18 protein-coding genes are annotated in these 22,312 nt (G+C 37.7%); all 18 read right to left on the bottom strand.

Features of this window, described 5'->3' with window-relative positions; all coding sequences use genetic code 11:
* Positions 1-157: 157 nt before the first annotated feature.
* The 18 genes from H8704_RS10340 to fliD all read right to left on the bottom strand — a co-directional run bounded on the left by H8704_RS10340 (position 158) and on the right by fliD (position 22,301).
* Positions 158-862, bottom strand: coding sequence for an IspD/TarI family cytidylyltransferase (locus H8704_RS10340; RefSeq protein ID WP_249298225.1), 705 nt, complete (start codon positions 860-862; stop codon positions 158-160).
* A 37-nt stretch (positions 863-899) separates the two neighbouring features.
* On the bottom strand, positions 900-2,498 hold the full coding sequence (locus H8704_RS10335) for an NTP transferase domain-containing protein (RefSeq protein ID WP_022465117.1): 1,599 nt from the start codon (positions 2,496-2,498) through the stop codon (positions 900-902).
* Positions 2,499-2,530: 32 nt separating this feature from the next.
* Positions 2,531-3,670, bottom strand: coding sequence for a LicD family protein (locus H8704_RS10330; RefSeq protein WP_022465116.1), 1,140 nt, complete (start codon positions 3,668-3,670; stop codon positions 2,531-2,533).
* Between the two features lie 42 nt (positions 3,671-3,712).
* Complete coding sequence (locus H8704_RS10325; RefSeq protein WP_249298224.1) at positions 3,713-5,005, bottom strand: serine hydroxymethyltransferase; 1,293 nt, start codon at positions 5,003-5,005, stop codon at positions 3,713-3,715.
* Entirely contained in the window at positions 5,005-6,195 is a 1,191-nt protein-coding gene (locus H8704_RS10320; RefSeq protein WP_249298223.1) for an ATP-grasp domain-containing protein, read from the bottom strand. Before H8704_RS10320 ends, H8704_RS10325 begins: the two co-directional genes overlap by 1 nt.
* A gap of 2 nt (positions 6,196-6,197) precedes the next feature.
* Positions 6,198-6,896, bottom strand: a complete 699-nt coding sequence (gene pseF / locus H8704_RS10315; RefSeq protein WP_249298222.1) for a pseudaminic acid cytidylyltransferase — start codon at positions 6,894-6,896, stop codon at positions 6,198-6,200.
* Position 6,897: 1 nt separating this feature from the next.
* A complete protein-coding gene (gene pseI, locus H8704_RS10310) occupies positions 6,898-7,959 on the bottom strand; it encodes a pseudaminic acid synthase (protein WP_249298221.1) in 1,062 nt (353 codons plus the stop codon).
* Between the two features lie 28 nt (positions 7,960-7,987).
* Complete coding sequence (gene pseB / locus H8704_RS10305; RefSeq protein WP_249298220.1) at positions 7,988-8,986, bottom strand: UDP-N-acetylglucosamine 4,6-dehydratase (inverting); 999 nt, start codon at positions 8,984-8,986, stop codon at positions 7,988-7,990.
* 181 nt (positions 8,987-9,167) lie between these two features.
* On the bottom strand, positions 9,168-10,223 hold the full coding sequence (locus H8704_RS10300; RefSeq protein WP_249298219.1) for a glycosyltransferase: 1,056 nt from the start codon (positions 10,221-10,223) through the stop codon (positions 9,168-9,170).
* A 31-nt stretch (positions 10,224-10,254) separates the two neighbouring features.
* On the bottom strand, positions 10,255-11,826 hold the full coding sequence (locus H8704_RS10295; RefSeq protein WP_249298218.1) for a glycosyltransferase: 1,572 nt from the start codon (positions 11,824-11,826) through the stop codon (positions 10,255-10,257).
* 24 nt (positions 11,827-11,850) lie between these two features.
* On the bottom strand, positions 11,851-12,942 hold the full coding sequence (locus tag H8704_RS10290) for a DUF2920 family protein (protein WP_249298217.1): 1,092 nt from the start codon (positions 12,940-12,942) through the stop codon (positions 11,851-11,853).
* Positions 12,943-12,967: 25 nt separating this feature from the next.
* Positions 12,968-15,736: a 6-hydroxymethylpterin diphosphokinase MptE-like protein gene (locus tag H8704_RS10285; RefSeq protein WP_249298216.1), complete on the bottom strand. Its 2,769-nt coding sequence runs from the start codon at positions 15,734-15,736 to the stop codon at positions 12,968-12,970.
* A gap of 39 nt (positions 15,737-15,775) precedes the next feature.
* Entirely contained in the window at positions 15,776-17,608 is a 1,833-nt protein-coding gene (locus H8704_RS10280) for a motility associated factor glycosyltransferase family protein (protein WP_249298215.1), read from the bottom strand.
* 27 nt (positions 17,609-17,635) lie between these two features.
* Entirely contained in the window at positions 17,636-17,947 is a 312-nt protein-coding gene (locus H8704_RS10275; RefSeq protein WP_118679851.1) for a hypothetical protein, read from the bottom strand.
* A gap of 123 nt (positions 17,948-18,070) precedes the next feature.
* Positions 18,071-18,904 carry a flagellin N-terminal helical domain-containing protein gene (locus H8704_RS10270; RefSeq protein WP_118679849.1) on the bottom strand — a complete coding sequence of 278 codons (834 nt, stop codon included), beginning with the start codon at positions 18,902-18,904 and terminating at the stop codon, positions 18,071-18,073.
* 158 nt (positions 18,905-19,062) lie between these two features.
* Positions 19,063-19,548, bottom strand: a complete 486-nt coding sequence (gene flgN / locus H8704_RS10265; protein ID WP_182439830.1) for a flagellar export chaperone FlgN — start codon at positions 19,546-19,548, stop codon at positions 19,063-19,065.
* A 113-nt stretch (positions 19,549-19,661) separates the two neighbouring features.
* Positions 19,662-20,042 (bottom strand): flagellar export chaperone FliS, encoded by a 381-nt coding sequence (fliS, locus tag H8704_RS10260; protein WP_118679845.1) that lies wholly within the window; start codon positions 20,040-20,042, stop codon positions 19,662-19,664.
* 147 nt (positions 20,043-20,189) lie between these two features.
* Complete coding sequence (gene fliD, locus H8704_RS10255; protein WP_249298214.1) at positions 20,190-22,301, bottom strand: flagellar filament capping protein FliD; 2,112 nt, start codon at positions 22,299-22,301, stop codon at positions 20,190-20,192.
* Between the last annotated feature and the right edge of the window lie 11 nt (positions 22,302-22,312).

The following is a 22,312-nucleotide window of genomic DNA, read 5'->3' as shown; positions in this document are numbered from 1 at the left end:
CGCGCATTGCTGCTTTTTGTGGTGAATCACTTTTTCTTCTTGCCATAATAAAAACCTCCAAACTGAGTAATGTTATCTTACATCAGTTTGAAGGTTTACACAAACTTTGGGACACTCCCCAATTTTTAGTTCCTGCTCTTCATTTCTCTGTATCACGTTATTTTTGTTTTAAAAGGGTATACCCTTCAAAAAGCTTCAGATCCTCTTTTGTCGTAATTTTAATATTAGTTTGATCTCCATATGCCTGATACACAGTATCTCCCAACGCATACATCAAAGATGTTGTATGAGGATCTGTTGTTTCTATTAATCCCTTTTGTTCTGCCCGTTCATAAATATCGCACAAATATGAAAATTGAAAGCCATAGGGACTTGCAATCTGTATATATTGATCTCTGTCCACCCATGACCTGCTTGTTCCATCGATATCATTACTCCCCATTAATTGATAACAAGGGGTACTCGTTACAGCTGAACCTTTTTCTTTCGTAACACGGATAACATCTGTAACAATCTTATCCGATGTAAATGGAGAGGCGCCATAATGTATTAAAACATAATCTTCCAGATTTATTTCTTTCTTTAAACGCTCCAGACCATTTAAAACGGATTTTTGAAAGTTTTCTCCACCTGCCACGACCCATTTAACCTTCGTTAAGTGATACTTTCTGATCATTTCCTGTAATGAGTCAATCCAGTCTTTGTGACAAACCACCTCAACCACATCAACCTCCGGATGATTCTGAAATATTTCTATTGTATACACCAATACGGGCTTTCCTAAAACTTTCACAAACTGTTTCGGACAGTCCGCACCTACCCGCGTACCGTTTCCACCCGCAAGAACCATTGCTGTTATCACACATTTCACCTCTCTGTTATGATAAAAATTCAATTTATTACATCACTTCATTTTCATAGCTCTCCAAAGCTACATCCAAATATTTAACCAAATTTCTATATGCCGGCAGGAAGAAGAAACCATCATCATCTCCCACACTTCCCTTATACAACCCCCAGCAAAACCAGTAAAATGCCGCAATTGGTATAAATGCTCTATGATATCTATCTTCCTCCCTGGTCAGACTTCTTCCCAAAAAAGACTTTAAATACGCATCAATCTGATCTTCTGTAAAATTGTCCCGGCATAAAATACATGCGATATCATTTGCAGCATAATTTAATCCGGCATATTCCCAGTCAATCCAATATATTTCGCCACTTTCATCATATAAACAATTTGCTTCATATGTATCGTTATGACATAAAACCTTTTTTAAACCGAGTCTGTCCGCGTCCGCTTTTATATATTCATATAGCTTCTCCACTTTTTCTATAATGTCCGAAAATTCATCAAATAAATTTCCCTTTGTTGCAGAAGCTATCTTCATCAGGCGTTTTCCTTCCTCAACATCGTCAAATATCTTTATATTTTCATCATAATTCTGACTGTGAAGACATCTGAGATCCTTCATAGCATGATTTCTTTGGTCTGCATTATTCTTAAAATCGCAATTTCGAGGTTTATATATATAGTTGGAAATCTTCCAACCCGCTTCATCAATTCGTATGGTTGATTTGTCTATTTCGATTTTTTTTGCAATATTCTGTGCAATAATCTCGCTATGTCTATCGATCAAACTGTCAGATGTACCTCCCGGATGCCGATAAACATATCTTTTATCATTACATTCAAACGAAAATGACACATTCGTTAATCCCGCATTAATCACTTCGATATTAACAATATCATTTCGATTGCACATTAGTGTTTCACATATATTAGAAACAATATTTGAATCTATATTAGCTAAAAATTCCGAATCGAATGCTCTTAAATCGTCAATACATTCAAATTCCAAGATCTCTGTATCGAGAAATTCTTTTTTGTACAGTGTTAATTCACTGATATGTTTTGCATAAAACTCCTCCCAAAACATAGAAGAAACGCCAAAATCATTAATTTCCTTTTCTAACAAGGTTCGGAATTTTTCGCTAAACCCCCTATTCATATATGCAGGGCCAACCATTGCCAGAGAATCGCAGCCGCCAATCATAACCCGAGTTATCACATCAGCATCAGAACAAACTACTCCAAACTCCAAAAATTTCCCCTGCTGATAAGAAACCGCTCTGTAGGAACGATTTTCCTTATTGGCATCAAGAAATGGATTATGAAGAAAATAATGATCTGCACAGCATAAAAAGGTATCACCTAAATATTGTCTTGCCAGATACAAAGAATATAAATTACCCTTTTCCCCGAATTTATTATTGAGTAACAGATGAACGCCATACTTTTGTTCCAGCCAAAAAAATTTTTCTTTCATATAACCTACAACAATATATATATCCTTTACGTTCGCCTCTCTTAACTGTTTAATCTGTCTTTCAATTAAAATCTCTCCTTTTACGCTAAATAAAGCTTTTGGACGTTCATATGTAAAAGGTGCAAAACGATTTGATTTTCCTGCCGCCAAAATAATTGCATTTTTCATAATTACCTCTCCTCTAGAAGCATCCTGGCTCCTTAACATAAATAAGCTTTATAATAGTGTCTTTTTGTTCTTTTTTCGATCGGTGGTAAACTCATATAATCTCCATATATTGTTTTCAATATGGCATCATAATCCCCCGGAACACAAAATATCTCATCTTCAAATGTCATATATTTTTTTTCACTAAAATGTTCTTTCTTTAAATGATCTTTTATATAATATGGACTTAAAATAAAACCTGTATATTTTTCCACATCATAATCATACCCACTGATAAACTCCTGGATTTTTCTCGTTGTTTCTATACATTTTGCAGGTTCATGTATATGGGACCACTTCTCTGATTCCATTTTTTTAATTTTCGCAGCATACTCAGCCAATTCTTCTTTTTTTTCCGGCAAACCATATAATGGGAATATATCTATACTTACACCCGAAGTAGCCTGTAATGGGAATGCATTAATATCTGCAACAGTTGATGTATCAATCATCAGGCTTAACTGATCATAATAATCATTGCAATTTTTGCATGTGATAACCTGATATCTTTCACTTTTGTTCACCAAGTCTGCAAATTTATCAATATCTTTCCCTTTAATATAAATATCAACATCATCATCCCATGGAATAAATCCATGATGTCTTACAGCCCCTAATAAAGTGCCATATGCAAGATAATAATCTATATCATTTTCATCACAAATCTTTTTCAGAAACTTCATAATCCCATACTGACATTCCCGAATTTGATCATCATTCATTTCCTGCTTGCCGCTTCTGTCTACAAATGAATAGTCCTTCATCAATTCCGGAAGATCTATCACTTTAATGATATTTTCAAGCATTTTATATCCCATTTTCTCTAATTGCCCGATCATTTCACTTTGATAAGAAGAAGCAATCAATATAACTGCGTTTTCCTGATAATCTTCCAAAATCTGCGGAGGATAAATATCTATATTTTCCAATTTTCCTCCCCATCTGTTTTTATCATTGTCCAACAGACCCGCAAGCACGATTCCGTTTTGTTTCAAAAACGAAATCATAATGGTAGTAATCTTACTTGTCCCAAAGATATATATCTTCTTGTTATCAAAAGCTTTATTTTTAAGCATCTTTTCCAATTCGTCATACAACGAATCAACTGCTATACTATATCTTTTATAATTCATTACACAATCCTCCCTGATATTTTCCCTTTATTACCGGGACTGCTATTCTCCTCCTAAATTCCATTCATCGGAAAACATCGGATACTTTTCTACTATTTCTCCAACCTCTTTCTTAACCCACTCTAGTTTACCTGGATCACCTTTACTTTTAAGTGTAATGCCTATCAAATGACCTATACGTTTCATTTCTTCTTCTTTCGCGCCTCTGGTAGTCATTAATGGACTTCCTATTCTTATACCACTGGTCAGATTAGAATTTAGCATATCAAACGGTATTACATTCTTGTTAGTCACAATACCCACAGACTCCAACAACAACTCTGCCTCTCTTCCTGACGCAACAAGATCAGTTACTTTTACTAATGACAAATGATTATCTGTTCCATTTGTCACTAACTTTAATCCTTCCTCCATACATCCTTCCGCCAATGCCTGTGAATTCTTCAGCACCTGCTTCTGGTATTCCATATATTGAGGTGTCATACATTCTTTAAACAACACCGCCCTTGCAGCTATCATATCTGCTTTGGGACCGCCCTGCATTCCCGGAAAAACTCCTCTGTCTATTTTATCCTTCCATTCCTCTTTGCATAATATAACTCCACATCCTCTGGGACCCCGGAGCGTCTTTTGCGTTGAAAATGTAACCACATCCGCATATGGCACTGGAGAAGGTATCACCTTTCCTGCAATCAGTCCTATGATATGTGCTGCATCTACCCACAAATATGCCCCAATCTCATCGGCTATTTTTCTAAATTCCACATAATCAATTAAACGCGGATAAGCAGAACCTCCACATACAATCATCTTCGGATGATATTTTCGGGCAAGATTTCTTACTTCATCCATATCAATCTGTTCATTTTCCTGGGATACACCATATTGAACAATATTATAAAACTTGCCACTAAAGTGGAATTTTGCGCCATGACTCAGGTGCCCTCCATCATTTAGTGCCATAGACAGTACTGTATCCCCTGGTTTCAACAATCCCATAAATACTGCAGAGTTCGCAATCGTTGCATTACCACTTTGAACATTTGCATGGTCACATCCAAATAATTTCTTCAATCGTTCAATCGCTAATAATTCTACTTTATCTTCGTTCTCTGTTCCTCCCACATATCTTTTCCCCGGATATCCCTCTGTATTTTTATTGGTAAATATGCTCCCCTCCAGACATGTTGACAATGGAGAAGCCACATTCTCAGACGCAATTAATCCTATGGTTCTTTTCTGTTTTTCAGCTTCACACTCCAATAGTTCCGCTATTTCCGGATCAAATTTCTTTAAAAAATCTATTCTTTCTTTCGTTCCCAACTCTACTGCCATTATGCTTCCACACCTTTCTGCTCCATATTAAATTTAGAAAGTACCCAATTGCTTTTCTGAATCAGATCCTGTTCTGAATCTCCCTTTACAATAAAAAATCCTCTTCCCATAATAGAATGGCCGTTAACAACCTTTCCTAAATACTCCCCTTCTTTAATGTTACAATTCCATACAATCAAATTATCTCCCAATCCTTCTGTAATTTCATCACACGCAGGCACATGTTTTGCAACAACATTTTCAAAATCAAAAAATCTAATTTCTATATCTTCTATTTTCTGCGCAACAAAATTAAACGGCTTACCACATAAAAACTTAATATATTCTTCCGCAATATCCACGTTAGTCGCCAGTGGAACAAATACATTATGCAGATTATGACCTGATGGTCTTGGAGCAGCCTCTATCAAAAAAATCTCTTCTTCATTGACTATCAGATCCGCATTGATCAGACAATTGTTGTATTGAAGAGCTTCCACCACCTTCTGCATAAATTCATTGACCCTTTTATATAATCCAGAGTCCTTTTCTGCAAAGCTTGCGATTGGCTGACGTACCGGCAATGGAGTAATTATTTTTTTTCTTAATAAAGTAATTTGTAATTTTCCATCAAACACAGCTCCATCAATACTATACTCTTCGCCTTCCGCAGCCTGTTCCAGAATAAAGTCTTCCTCTAACTCCTTCACCACCTGAAACTCTTTTATCAAATCATCTTTCGAATTTAAAAAGAAAACATCTCTGCTTCCGGAACCATATCTGGGTTTTAAAATAGCAGGATATGGAATGGACATATCCTGTACGTTTGCCGTTTTATTTACCAAATATGCCTGAATATTACGCAAACCCTCCCTGTTTAAAATTTCATGAAAAGTATATTTGTCCGTACTCACTTTTGTTGCCTGATAACTTGCACCGGAAAAATGAAAAGTATCATTGATATATCCCATTGTTGATAAATATCTTCCAATCGGTATCGGTATTGTAAAATCCGGCTGGATCTTTTTAACTTCTTCCCTTACCCTCTCAAGATCTGAAATATCTACTACAATACCTTCATCCGCATACTTAAGACCTTCAGCCTCCGGATTTCCATCCAGTGCTACAACATATATTCCATGTTCCCTCGCTTTTTTTATTGTATGTATGGCATCTCTGCCCGCACCAATCACAATTCCTTTTCTCATCATTCTCACTCTTTTCTTTTTAATAAGCTGTATTTTAATTCAGCCAGTTTCCAATCATTCTCATTATCAATATCCTGTACTTCCATCTCAGATACAATAATTGGAACAATTCCCGTTTCAATCTTTCCGTTTATTTTTAAGTATTGCAATATATTGTAAAAATAAAACTGCCCAGCATCATGATATTCTTTTCTTAAATCCTGGGATCTGGCCGTTATATATTGTTTTTCTTTGTATTCCATTTGATTATCACTGTTAATTACAAATGCCCGCTGCGGTGGATAAGAAAATTGCACCACAGGCATTGCCTCCAATGCATTATGTTTTTTTAAGAGATCTAACCCTTCTTTTAATTTTTCCCCTGTTACAAAGGGAGCCGTCGGGTAAATACAACACATATATGTATATGTTTGTCCCAATTTTTCATATTGATCTAATACTTCTAATAACACATCTGAGGTTGTGGCAAAATCTCCCGATGTTGCCTCACTTCTCATAAATGGAACATTTGCGCCATATTTTCTGGCAATTTCTGCAATCTCCTCACTATCTGTAGAAACCATAACCTCCGAAAATATTCCACTTTTTAATGCTGCTTCGATTGAATATGCAATAATGGGTTTTCCGCAAAACATTTTAATATTTTTTTTAGGAATTCTCTTACTTCCACCACGAGCAGTTATTATCGCAATCGCATTGTCCATGTCAATCTCCCTCAAATTCTATATATTTCCAGTCCATTGGCGTTCCTTTTTTTAAATCACTGTTTGCTTTTTGACCAAGTACCTGTTCAAAATATTTTGTATGCAAACCAACATTGGGTCTGATGGATCTAACATTTTCAGCGGTAAATGTTTCACCCTTTTTGATGTCCTGAACCACAAATAATGATCTTGCACCATCACGGTTTTCAATCTGTTTTTCATTTAAATCATAAGTGACTGTCCCAAGTGCTTTTTCTACATTTCTAATCTGTTTCACCATAGCCTGAAATTCTTCCGGTTCCATAGAAAAAGATGCATCCGGACCGCCATCACTTCTCTTGAGTGTCAAGTGCTTTTCAATGACTTTTCCTCCCAATGCGACACTTGCAATGGCAGTTTCTGAGCCTAGCGAATGATCCGACAAACCTGTAATGCATTCAAACGTCTGCGCCATGTTCGGAATGACCTTAAGATTCATCTCTTTATATGGTGCAGGATATGCAGATACACATTTTAACAATATCACATTATCATTTCCTGCCTCTCTGCAAGTCCTTACCGCCAGATCAATATCCTCCAGATAAGCGATCCCGGTAGATATAATAATCGGCTTTCCGGTTTCTGCAATTTTTCTTATTAAAGGAATATCATTTATTTCAAATGATGCAACTTTATAGGCAGGCACACACATTTTTTCGAGAAAATCAACTGCCGTCAGATCAAACGGTGATGAAAAGAAATCCAGTCCCAGATTTAATGCATAATCTCTTAATTCTTCCTGCCATTCCCAAGGAGTGTACGCCTTTTGATATAACTGATATAAGGTCATGCCCTCCCATATTTTACTCTGTGTTTTAAAAATATCGTCACTACAGTCAATTGTTATTGTGTCAGGCGTATACGTCTGTATTTTTATAGCATCCGCCCCAGCTTCCGCTGCAGCATCTATAATCTTCTTTGCCCGTTCAAACTCCATATTATGATTTCCTGACATTTCAGCAATAATATATGTGGGCATATCTTTTGCAATCACATGACTGCCTATTTTAATTTCTTTGTTCATATGATCATATATCCTCGGCATACTTGATTTAGTGTTGTTCCACAGTTTTTAATAATTCTCTGATCTGTTCTATCGACAACCATTCCGTATTCGCTCCGGAATTATACTCAAATCCCTTCTCTACTTTCTTTCCACCCGACTGAATTTTATTGGTATCCCACCAGTCAAAATGCGGATATATAATAAAATGTTTATCAAATTCATATGTCAGCATAGAGTCTTCTTTTGTAACCATTACCTCATGAAGCTTTTCTCCCTCGCGGATACCGATCTCCGGCATTTCACATCCAGGCAGAAGTGCTTGTGCTAAATCTGTAACTTTAAATGATGGTATCTTCGAAATAAAGGTTTCTCCACCTCTTGCTTCTGACAACGCCTTAATAACAAGCTCTACCCCCTGCTCAAGGCTAATCCAGAATCTTGTCATTCTGTAATCAGTGATTGGCAAAGATGTTCCACCATTTTCTACAATATTTCTAAAAAAAGGAATAACAGAACCGCGGCTTCCTGCCACATTTCCATAACGAACAATAGAAAAATTAACATCTTTTTCTCCTGCATACGCATTTGCAGCTATAAACAATTTGTCCGATACAAGCTTCGTACCACCATATAAATTAATCGGATTCACAGCCTTGTCTGTTGAAAGAGCTACCACTCTTTTCACTCCACGATTCAATGCGGCATCTATAATATTCATAGCTCCATTAATATTTGTCTTAACAGCCTCCATTGGATTATATTCACAGGAAGGAACCTGCTTTAATGCAGCAGCATGAATAACATAGTCTACACCGTCAAAGGCTCTGTAAAGTCTTTCTCGATCCCTTACATCACCAATAAAAAAACGAAGCTTATCAGCTTGTGCATGATTTTTATATTCATTCTGCATAACAAACTGTTTATACTCATCCCTTGAATAAATGATTATTTTCTTCGGTTCATAATGATCTAACACATAACTTACAAACTGATGACCAAATGATCCTGTTCCTCCAGTAACTAAAATAGATTTTCCGTTCAACATGAATTTTCCTCCTGATATTCTCTATCAGTGCAGGGATTCTTCATAAAAAACCGCCCGAACCCAAATAGTCCGAGCGGCAACATACTTTAATCGATATATTTATGCCTCCATGCACCATTCTGATTCCTCATGAATCTCTTATATTATATATCGACATTATGTAATAAATATTAACCGGCTTCTATGAATTCCACCCTTTTTGTTGATTCTGCCATTCCCGCAGGACCTTCCGATAACCATCTGCCAGTATATCTATTTTTTCTTTATTCAGCGGAATTTCAACCATTTTAAGCAACTCCCACTGTAATTGCGGGAGCTCCTTCAGGTATGGATTTTGACGATAATCAGGAAACAGTTCTTTTACATTTTGCTGCATTATATATATTATGTCATATGGAATCTCCCGAAACCTCACGAACAGTATTCTGATAGTATTTATGAAATACATTTTCAAAAAATTAAATTCTATTTCATCGTGATATTTTTCTAAAAGACCACGTCTTTCATATTCCTCCACTTTCATAAGTTCTACCACTAGTCGATCCAGATGATGTACCGCATTCGTCTGCATAATTGTGGAATTATTATGAATCACATAATGATAAAACGGTTTATTGATAATATAATATCCAGACAACGCCTGTGCAAGAAATGCTCCCCAGTAATTATCTTCATAACGAACCCCTTCCGGGAACCATAACTGATTTTTAATAATAAATTCCCTACGATAAATCGAACTCCATACTCCTCCACCGGAGCCATTTGTCATGTATTTTTTTCTTTCCTCCTCTGTTCTGATCCATATGCTCTTTCCTGCATCTGCTCTCTTTTCCGCATCTATGGCAATCATGCCGTCTTCTTTTTCTCTAACGAATAAGCAGGTCACCATATCTACCCTCTCATCATCCGCAATCCGGCACATTTCCCGATACATTGCAGGTTCCACATAATCATCAGAATCTACAAAACCGATATACTCTCCTGTTGCATATTGCATTCCAATATTTCTGGCAGTTCCCTGTTTTCCATTTTCCGTACAACGAATTACAATAATGCTGTCCGGATATCTAGCTTCCCAAACCGAAAGCTTCTGTGCGGTGGAATCCTCTGAGGCATCATCTACAAAAATCAGTTCCATATTTGATATGGAAAGGCTCTGAGCAACTAATGACTGTACACAGCGGTCTATTTCCCTTTCCACATTGTAACATGGAACAATTACACTTATTTTTTTCATCTCATTCTCTCCTATTTACGAAATAAGCAGCTTATTGAAAATCCGGAAGCTCCCTTATTTTTTGGAATGCCTTCCAAAATGCAGTAGTCCCATCCAGCATAACCTTTGCTCGTTCCTGTGCTTTCCGACTCATATTTTGATAATATGCTGCATCTTCCTTCAATGCTAAAGTCCTTTGCACCATTTCCTGATAATTGTCCAGGCAAAAATCCGTGCCTGCTCCCAACGAAACATCTCCCTCATTCAAAGCTACCGGAGGCAGTCCCTTCACCATAGCCTCAATCACAGAAGTTCCTCCTCCATTCCTTTTGGGGTTAATATAAACATCGCATAATTCGTTCACAGACAACACATCACGAACAAATCCCAAAAATACAGAATTCACTTTCAGTAACGGATACTCTTCTACAACATTTGCATAATTCTCAAAGGCCCCCATAAACACAAAAAACACACCTTTTTCTATCAATGGAAGCATTATTTCCTGTATAAAGATCCCATCCACCTCATAATCCAGCCTGGCACCCACTACCAGTGCCGTAAATGCTTTTTCCGGAATATTTAACTGTTGCCTGCTCTTTTGGGTTTTCTGAGGCATAATCGACGAGGTAAACAAGCAATACTGCAAATAATCATCGTTCTTGCCCAGCTGATATATGTATTCTTTATCCTGCCGGGTAATTGGTTTGCCTTTCAGCAAAAACTGCCCCTCTGTCGTCATAATTCCGGATGGCACTGTTGCCACATCGATCAGAGGATAATAGTTACTACATAAGTCTGCACAAATGCTTGAATCCCCTACCATAAATATACAATACGGATTGATCGTCCGGACTAAATTGACAACAGCCTCTATTTCCGGCAGATTAAGCATAGTTCCACTGCATTCATAATATGGATAATTCTTTTCATGATACTGAATCGCATCATAATTTGCCCCATCTGAACGCATATTTCCCCAAAAGAACCAGCAATAAGGAATATATCCATTAATTCCCCGTAATTCATTTGTATTTATAATAACGGACTGGCAATTCATTTTTTGGGACATAATCTCACAACGATCCAATATTGTTTTTGTCGGACCATGATTTTCATTTAGAAATTGTCCTATTAGAAAAACGACTTTTTCCGGATTTCGCTCCTTAACCGGTACGATGTTTTTCTCAATTCCCAGTTTTGCTTTACATTCCTGATATATTTCCCGATACAGCATTCTCGATTGCCACTTATCATCTTTCGTCAGGAAATTATTGTAACGAAAACTATAACTATTCATTTGAAGATAAATAAAATATTTATTTTCCACCATCATATATGGACTTTTGCGTGATAAATCAATAATATCTCCGGCATATCCGCCCCCATTAAATAAATATGCCAAAATAGACAAAATACTTATTTGCAATATTTCATGAAAATTTTTCCGGTGAGTTATCATATACTCACAAAATTTTTCTTTTTCCTCTGTATCACAGGGATATATCTCTTTAAGCTTCTCCTGCCAAACTAATAATTCCTTATTAAATTCATTGAGATCAGGAATCTCTACATTTTCGTATTTTCTAAGATAATTATTAAAGTCGTCTGCAAATTCAATCATTTAATTACCCCTTTCTGTTACAATTTATTTATTTTCATATTTTTCACGATATAAAATTGGTACTCCCTGTATTCTATCGATCCAATAAATATATTTTGAAGTAATGATCTTTGTCTCCTGAAAAGTATTTGTAACTTGTTTTTCTTTTTTTTCTGTTTCCAACTCCGCCAGAGCCATGCCAAAAACCTTAAGCATATCAGCTCCTAACGAATGTCCTGTGGATTTAAATGTCTTCCCATCCACTTCCCGATTGGAAATCGTATGTAATAACGCACCATTGACATGATCCAAAAATGAGCTTTTCTCCTCTAACGGAATCATCTCGTCGTCAATACCATGATAGCATATAATCCTTGCATGATTATCAAAACCCCGATATAAATATTCCAGATCATAACCTTCCCTGTCAATTTCCTGATCTGCCATCATATAATGATATATCTTCTGCAAGGAAAAGATTTCCCCTATTTTGGTGACCTGTCTGTCATGTTCCAGATAATATGGGAACAAATATGCACTATTATCTATAATTCCACAAAACAAATCCGGTGCCAGCCGATTACATAAATATGCCAGATATGCCCCATGAGACTGTCCATAAATATATACCCTGTCCCGGCAATAATCCAAACCATTTTCCTTCAAAATATCCTGCAGTATATGTAACGCCATCAAATGATCCATTGCCTGATTCATTCCCATTTCATTAAATTCCTGCGCATTTTCCCTTAACTCAATTTTTCCGGAAAAAGTCTTTCCATGCAGGATTTGCTGATTCCCTGCATAATCCTTCTCCAGACTTCGAAACTCCCTTGGGCTCAGTTCCTTTCGAAGCATCTGTTCCGTAATCGCAAGATGCTGATCATCTTGCATAAACTGCCACCCTAGATAATCACATTGCAAAGTAACGAAATTATACATATCAGCAAATTTTCGTCGCATCTTCTGATATACATGAGAATTTGCATTTCCTCCATAACCTGCGATCAATAATAAAATTCCAGTGTCACGGTTCACTTGATTTTCCGGCTCTGCAAAATACATTTTAAACCGTCTTACCTGATCACTATACCAAGTGGGCTGACCATTAATCTGCACCTCATATTCTTTCGCCATCACATTGTCTCCATCCTCACATTTTTCATGGTGAGATCACTTTATCTAAATCTTCTATTTCCGTTCCCTCGATTCTTGCTCCACCCTGTGTTGCATCAATGAATTCTATCCCTGCCGCATCCTCTTTTTGAATCCGGCGTTCAATCCATTTCTGATATAAATGCAGATTTTTAGCAGTAGGAATATCACATCCATATATATCTTTGACAATCATATTTCCTTTTGCGTTATATCTCACGTAAGAGGTTCCGGAAGCATGATTCTGCATATTGGTATATGCCAGATCAAGCCCCACAAATACAATTCTTCTGCACCGCATTCGAATACATACCTCCAGTGCCGTCGTCGTCACAGAACCTCCGGTTCCATACACAGGATACTGCCGACTTGCTGCATACTCTTCACTTTTTTGAAATCCTTCCTGGCATATCAAATAAGTATCCCCTGGATATTCCTGCAATATTCGATAATAAACAGTGGATAAATATAATAATGGAATATTTTTTTCTGTCAGCTCTGCCGTCTGTGGATATGTATACTTCCCCCCATCTGTAATAATTACATAATCCGGTATAATACCAGCCTTTAAAAGCTTTTTTAACACGGTCCCTGTAGACAAGATAATGTCCCCATCCTTCACTTTCTTTAATTCCATCATATTTCCATCCAAGGAAGGACCTGCCGCAATAATGTATACGGTTCTTCCACAAAACTTATCTGAAAGCTCCGTTACTTCCTTTGAAAACAATGACTGATTTTTTACAAAATTTCCCACCAACCGTGTTTCCTGCGTCTTTGCAGAGCTATATCCAATAAAATACTCCTCTAACTGTTGTTTATAATATTCATTTTTCATCACACACATAGAGGGATAATATACAACAAATTGTTGCTCTTTGCTCAAGGAATCAGACAACATCGTTAAATAGTGAAAATCCGCATCTGAAACAATACGAACTCTCTGATTCCAATCACCCTGGTCAATCACACCATATTCTTTTGCTAAACAGATCACATTCTCATCCGGCTCCAAAACCGTAACGGTAATCGACTCATCAATATCCATAAGAGCCTGTACATGATATCCCAAACCCAATCCATAAACCACATATTCATAATGCTCTCTATCAAACCACGCAGATGCTATTTCTGCAGCTTCCCTGTATGGATTTCCATTACTATGCAGATACATCCAATGCTCTTTTCCCTTCATTGCAAGAGTATAACTTCCTGCAGAAGTAGGTTCTATCCGATAGCCATCCAAAGTTTTTATCTCTTTCGGAGCATCTAATGCAAAATTTTCCTGAAGCTGTGTTAAAAATGACATTAACTGAAGCTGCAAAATATCTGCTAGAAGCACATAGTCCTTTGTCTCCTGTACTTCTACAAGATTATTCAGAATTTCCATTAATACCTTCTGATCAGGCATACTCTCTTCCAGTTCTTCATAAATCGAAAGTAATTTTCCAATATCATCTAATATCAACTGCATTATACGCATTGCGTACAAATACTCCTGCCGATGCAGATGTAAAACTGTTGTATCTATATTTTTGATCAAAATACTTTGTCGTACAATAATCTTCTTTCTAAAATCCACAGTTTCCTCTTGCTGCGGATCAGTTATGCCGTTTACAACCTGTTGGAGATAATCCATCAGTTCATCCGAACGAGCTGCCCATGTGTGCTCCTGCATTGCCAGTTTTTTTCCATTTTCGGCAACCTCCGCACTTTTATCTGTATTTTGCAGAATCTGATGCACCTTCGACGGCAGATATTTAAGTCCCTTTAAAGAATAGAAATAGATATTTTTCTGCTCCTGAAGCTGTTCTGAAAGATATTTGCTACTGTCAGTCAGGCATACTGTTCCACACATCATAGCACTAAAAATTCTGTCGTGGGATCCATCCTTAAACCATGGCATTACATTTAATGATATCTTAGAATCACCAACCAGCTCCAAAGATTCCTCATATCCAACTGCCGGATGAATTCTCAGACATTCTGTGTGTGCTGTAACAAACTTATCCCATCCATCCCCAAACACATCAACAACAATTCCGTTTTCTACCAATACCCGGATCACTTTATCTCTGAAATAACTTCTCACATATCGATCTACTTCCCTGAATTCTGAAAGTATCTGTGCAAATTCATAATCTTTTACATCGATATTTTGAAAATCAAGACACTGTAACAATGCTTCCTCTATGGTCATTTCCGGATCGTCTGTCATTCTTCCGACAGCCTTTTTCATCATCTCTGCCATTTGTAACGGATACTTGTCAATACGATCCAGATTAGTCCCAGGATCAGAATAAGACCCCATAAATGTAATGTTATATTTCCGCTGTGCATATGGAATACATTTACTGCTTCTGCAACCTCCGTGAGGTAAAAAAGCCTCCGCATATATATTCTTCATATAACGATCCATAAATTCCACATGATTTCGATCCGGCGATAAAACAAAAATCTTCGGATATTGATTCTTTAATCTTTCATAATGTATTAATGGATGATCCATCAAATAAGTACAATATAGTACATCCTTTTTTTGTAAAAGAATCTTCCCCAAAACAGAATCTTCCTCTAAAAGCATCCCATTAATCGAGAATATAACATTATACTCGGCCTTGATCACAGCTTTTCTTTGTTCTGTATACTCTTTCTCCTTTCTTCCATCTAAAATTGTTACCTGCCAACCGCAAGCTGCCATTCGATCGGCCATCTGTGTCATAAATACAGATGTGGAATCATACTGAGATTTTCCGATCACATAAAGTATTCTCATTATTCACTCCTTTGATTCAAATCAGGGGCTGCATCCATGCTAGACCTCTGCTACTGCTTTTTCAAAAAGAGGCAGTAATTTATTGGCACTTTTTGTAAGATCTTGAAAAATCATCTTTGCACTCAGATACATATTGATCTCATCCTTATGACTATCTTCACTCACGACAAAAACTCCTGCTAAATATTTATCTGCTGTTTTTGACATGTAAATATCTACAATATCATATATCGTGTATTTGCCAATTTCCTCCATATCCTGCAATATTTCCTGTTGCAGCCTATTCATTTTAGGGTTCTCCGGATCCCTTTTTAACAATTTCAATGACTTATCACAATATTTTGCTGCATTTTCTGCCTTTTCAATTATCTCGTGCAGTTCACCAACAAACGATAGAATATCTTCCCGTACTTTCTGATATTCTTCCTCATCAAAAACCGGTGACTGTTCCCTGAGAATTTTACCAAAATTCACCTTCTGGCCACAATATTGATTGATAACGTCACGCAGCTTCATAATTCGTGTCCCATGTATCCTGGCACCGCCTTCCGTTGCATCAATAACTTCCATTCTGTCTTTTACACTTTTAATCGACTGTTCAAACCAATCCAGATATATCAGCCAGTCATGACGGGATTTTACCTGTTTTCCATCTATCCCTTCAATATATTTAATACCATCTGCCTCATTTCTCACCCCAGACACTTGTCCGCCTGCATGTGTAATATTACCCTCATATGCTAGATCCTGTCCCACTAAAATCACTCTTTTAAACTGCAATGCAACACACACGGAAAATGCAGCCGTTGCCACTGAACCTCCCGGATTATACGGGCCAAAATCTTTATGATATTTTGCAAATATTTTTCCAATCAGGCTACCGCCTCGAATCCATATTTTTATTCCCTGATGAAATTCTAATATTTCATGATTGGCTTCCAAAATGCAAAACAAAGGGATATCCTGAATTACCGGATCATTCATATATTGAAACGGTTTCGCTGGATCCATTGTCACCATGGCATCCGGCATAATATCATGTTTAATCAGATGACGCATCGCTGTATCAACGGCCAAAATAAACGCCTTCCCCTTTGCCCGTTTCAATTCCTCGATGTTCTTATCTAACGATGGTCCCGCTGCAACAATAATAGCAGGAATGTCATGAGGTATATTGGGAATATAGTCCGTAATCAACCTGCTTTCCCGGATATACTTCAAATTACTCAGCATATTAGGAACCATTTTTTGCGCAAAATATTCCTGCGTATCCTTATTCACTTGTACTAAATGATCTGCTTTTTGAATTGATACTAAAAAATCTCTGTATGCTTCAGGAAATAATTTATCATATCCCGTATGATAACCATAAATTTGTGTTTCCAGATTTGTCCAATGAGTATATCCACTTAACAGATCATAAAAATCATCCGGATTAATATCTTCAAAACAAAGAAATACTCTTTCATCTGCAAATATGCTTGTCAAATCAATACAATGCATGATTTGACTGAATATTTGCAAGTTTGGCTCACAAATAAATAACTTTGCATCCTCCTTCAAACGATTCAACAATGCCTGTGCAAACATTCCATTTCCAAACCCAAAAAGAATTGCATTCACATTTAAATTGTCACAGTCAAATTGTTCAGCCCATTTCTCCGCCTCTGATTTCGGACGATAGGGACTGTTTAGGCGTACATTCTTTCCATCACGTTGAACTATTAAAATAACTGATCCGTCCTTGGCCACTTGCGTTTTAATTTCATCACATGGGTATTTTTCTTTTTTCGATATTGTTTGTTCATATAATCTCAAAAAATCCGGTCGATATTTTTTTAATGTTTCAATATTATTTTGATATATTTCCATAATTCATTCTGTCCTTAATTTTCTATATCAGATTTGTTCAGCAATATCATTTAATTTTTCAATAACTTCGTACTTCAAAACATCTGCCACCAAAACGACATCTCTCTCTTCCATCGCCGACAGAGTTTCCTTTAAAGCATTCAACAAAATGTCCATATTGATTTCTTTATCAGAATTCTGTGCCGTATAATTTTGAACCACTTCGGTTATTTCCATTATTTTTCCCAATGCTGTATTTAATTCTGAATAAGCTTCCTGCACCTTTTGCTGATAGAACATTTCTACAATAGAATCTAAATCATTTATGACTGTTTCAATCTCTTTTTTTAAATCTTTCACTATTTATCCTCCATGATAATGGTTATTCCGCCCAAATATGCTATTGGAAATTTCCATATTTAAAAATACAGGGCCTGCCACATAGCAGACCCCATATCGTTTTGATAATCCAACCAATAATAACTACTGAAGAAGTGACAGCACACCCTGTGTAGCCTGATTTGCCTGAGCCAACATAGACTGACCTGCCTGCTGAAGGATGGAGCTCTTTGAGTAAGATACCATCTCTTTTGCCATATCAAGATCACGGATGCGGCTCTCTGCAGACTGCAAATTCTCAGATGTATTATCTGCATTAGAAATTGTATGCTCCAGTCTGTTCTGGATAGCACCAAGAGTAGATCTCTGAAGAGATACCTTTGTCAATGCAGTATTTACAATAGAGATAACAGATGTAATTCCAGCACCAGTTGCTGTCTTGGAAATAATTGCTGCTACCTTTGTGTCACCAACACTAAGTGCTGCTGAGCTCATAGCTGAAATACTAAATGTGATCAACTGACCATTATTAGCACCAACCTGAAGAACCTTGCCTGTGAATCCACCAGAAAGAAGCTTCATGGTGTTGAACTCTGTCTGAGAAGAGATACGATCGATCTCAGATGTAAGAGCACGAACCTCAAGAGCGATAGCTGCACGGTCAGCTGTTACATAAGTATCGTTAGATGCCTGTACAGTTAACTCACGCATTCTCTGAAGTACTGAGTGCATCTCTGAGAGAGCACCCTCAGCTGTCTGGATAAGAGATGTACCATCCTGAGCGTTTGTAGAAGCCTGATTAAGGCCACGGATCTGACCACGCATCTTCTCAGAAATAGAAAGACCTGCTGCATCATCAGCTGCACGGTTTACTCTGTAACCAGAAGAAAGCTTCTCTGTACTCTTTGAAAGGTTTGTGTTTGTGATTCCAAGCTGTCTGTTAGCGTTTAACGCTGTCATGTTGTGTTGTACTATCATAGTAATTCCTCCTTGAATATACATTGGCATCCATGCCAATGATGTAATATGAAATTGTTTTCCTACCCATCCGGGTAGTAAGTAATGATTTACTTGTATTATATATCGGAATGATTCCGAAATACTTAACACATTTTTTTAAATTTTTGCTAATATTTTTATTTTTTCTGATCCACAAAATATGACTGCCATGACTGATGCTGGTTTGCCATATTTTGATAATAGGCATTGGCCATCTGATGATTCGTAGAATACTCCCGAATCTCCCGTCTGGCTCCCGTGAGATAATTTTGGAATGCTGTTTTATTCCGATGCTCCTGTCCCTCAATCTGCAGACCCGTATCTGTAATGCTCCGGATCAGATTCTGCATCTCTGTGATCTGCTGCTGATACTGGTACTTGTTGTCCTTAATTGTTGTCCCAATTTTGGCAAACAGCGACTCAAAGCCCCGGTCCAAAATTTCCATTGTCTCAAGCAGCTTATCCTTCTCATCAATTATAGATGAAAAGCGATCCATATTCGGATCCTGTTCTGACAATATTTTTCTCTGCTCATTCGTCAATTTCAAAAGACTGTTTAACACCTCCAGCTTCTTCTGTAGTGACTCCTGCAGTGCTGATATATATACACCTGTATTGTCCATATCCATCCTTTCTTATCCTGACGTCTTTGTAACAAGCCTTATTCCAATATTTATGTTATAAAAACTGTCGGGAGAAATCCCGACAGTTTTTATAACATATCATTTAATTCATACTATGACATATGATTCAATTCCATAACTTCCTTCCAGGTATCGCGCATGGTCTTAATATGCTCCAGAGCCTCCTCCATAATCTCTTTGTCTTTCTTCATATTTGCCTCCACCAGACGGCGGTAAATATAATCATAGACATTATCGAAGTCCTTTGCAACCGGATATTTCATATCAAGAGTAGAACGAAACTCCACAATGATGTTCTGTACTTTGACAATATTTTTATGAGCCTTCTCTATATTTCCTTCTTCAATTGCTTCAATAGCAATGTGAGAAAACTTAATCGCTCCATCATAAAGCATCAGTGTCAGCCTTGCCGGAGATGCCGTCTCAATTGAATTTTTCTGATATAATTGTGCTGCTTTGTTGTAACCTGCCATAACTCCACTCCATTTTCCAGTCAAAATGCGGATAAAAACAAGATCATCTGCCCTGTCGCATTTTCACTATTTTATACTCCTTATATACTCTTACCAAGTCCATTTAGTATCGTTCTCTATTGTATGTCATGCCAACAATCAAATTCATCAGGAACCTAAATAACTGGCCAGAGAACTTTGCTGTGACTGTAAACTAGCCAATGCTTTCTCCATTGCTGTAAACTGCTTATAGTAACGATCCTCCATATCAGCCAGTTTTGTTTTCCACTCCTTAATATCCTTCTCATACTGGGTTACCTGCTTCGTCATCTCTTTGTCATTATAGAATGTCAAAGCACTGCTCATAGTCGTTGCAGCCATCTTTTTATTCAAATTGCTATACAGATCCGTAACAATCTTGGACATTACCTCCTGTACCACATCCGGATCCTCATTGATCAGATTCTCCAATGTATTGGTAGAATCCGCATAATCCTCATCATCCTCGTCTCCCTTGATGTGAAGGAGACCATATTCTTTATAGTCCTTACCTGTGGTGATACCCAGATTGGCCAGAGAATATGTCTTACCATTAGAGGCAGTGACTGTTGTACCCGTCATGGTAGTACGCATGGTCTGCATAATACCTTCCAGGGTATTATCACGGCGAAGCAGAGAATCCTTAATCTTAGTCTCCCACTTCTCCACCTCATCATCAGACATTTCCTTCTTCTGATCATCCGTCAAAGGATCATATCCTCTGGCAGAAGAAGCATAATAATACTTATTCATCTCTGACAATATACTGTTATACTGCTCTACAAAATCCTTGATAGAATCATAAACCGCACTGCTATCATTGGAAACCGTGACTTTTACTTCTTTATCTGATGCTGACACCAGATCCAAAGTCAGACCGTTTACATTCAAAGTAGTATTGCTGCTGGTAAGCGTAGCACCATTCACCTGTACAACGGAATCCGCCGCAGCAATCACAGCCATTCCGGTTCCGGAAGCATTCTCCTTTACTGCCGAGCCATCAATATTATCCAAGCCAAGCTTTGTCAGACCGGAAGATGCCGCAACACCGGTTCCGCTGCTGATCTGATCTGCATAATTGTCTACCGCTACAATAATATCGGCATCTCTGGTTGCCTTTTCAGCAACCCCTGCATCTACCGATCCATATGTTACTGCATCCTCAATGCTCTTTTTGTAACCATCTGTAGCCAGATCCTTTTTTACATTCTGAGCGATCAATTTATTCTTAACCACAGCTAAGCGATCATCATCTACATATATATCGTTATCCAGATTCGCATCCTTAAGAGCCTGACGACCTGCATCCGTCAGCTTTTCAACGGTTGTTTCATTGCCCTCATCATCTGTCACTGTTTCTGTTGTAATATACTCGTTTGTATATTTCTCAGTCAACTGCTTTGTATAATAATCGGTTACCTTTGTCTTTGCTGCAGCATCTGCAATATCCTGTAAACTCTTGTATGCAGCAGTCTTAGCTTCTGTGGTCTGGGCATTCTGCAGATCACTAAGCACCTGCTTGACGGTACCCTGATCAGAAGAGGAAAGAGTGCTGTAATCCATTGTCTGAAGCAGTGCATCCTTTGCTGCCGTCTGATCCGCTGACAAGGCAGTATGGCTGATCGTAAACTTACTGTCTGCACCACTGTCCTTGGCACTGATAAAGAAACGGGACTGCTTCTCATCAAAGGACGCATTTAACCCGGCATCCTTTAACTTCTGTACAAAATCTGCCACTGTAGTATCCTGATCCACATAGAGATTGATCTTTTTATCTCCTGATTTGATCTCGATCACTGAACTGCCGGAAGTGTCAAATCCCAAATCTGCCAGCTTTGTTTTGGATGTAACTGCGGTATCAACATCATTGCCACCTTCATCCTTGGTTTTATATGTACCAAGTTTTGCACTGGTAACATACTGTGCTGCTGCCAGCTGGCTTACTTTAATGCTGTATGAACCGTTAGCTGCTGTAGACTTTGCTGTTGCCGTAAGCACAGACGAATCAGAAGATGCCGCTTTCTTGGTAAGATAACTGGACTGAAAACGCATCTTACCTGCATAATCCGTATAAAAACTATAGAGTTTTTTGTTCAGACCGGACCAGATGGTCTGTGTCCACTCCAGCTTTGTCTTCTTGTTTTCTACCTTTGTCTTTTTACTCTTCTGGGCTTCCATCAGAGCTGCTACGATAGACTCTGTATCAAGGCCCGAAGTAAGACCTGTCATTCTGATTGCCATACGAATCCTAC

The organism is Jutongia huaianensis, from assembly GCF_014384985.1.
GTDB lineage: Bacteria > Bacillota > Clostridia > Lachnospirales > Lachnospiraceae > Jutongia > Jutongia huaianensis.
Note: the sequence above shows the minus strand (reverse complement) of the source record. Positions and strands in the feature narration are given on the sequence as shown.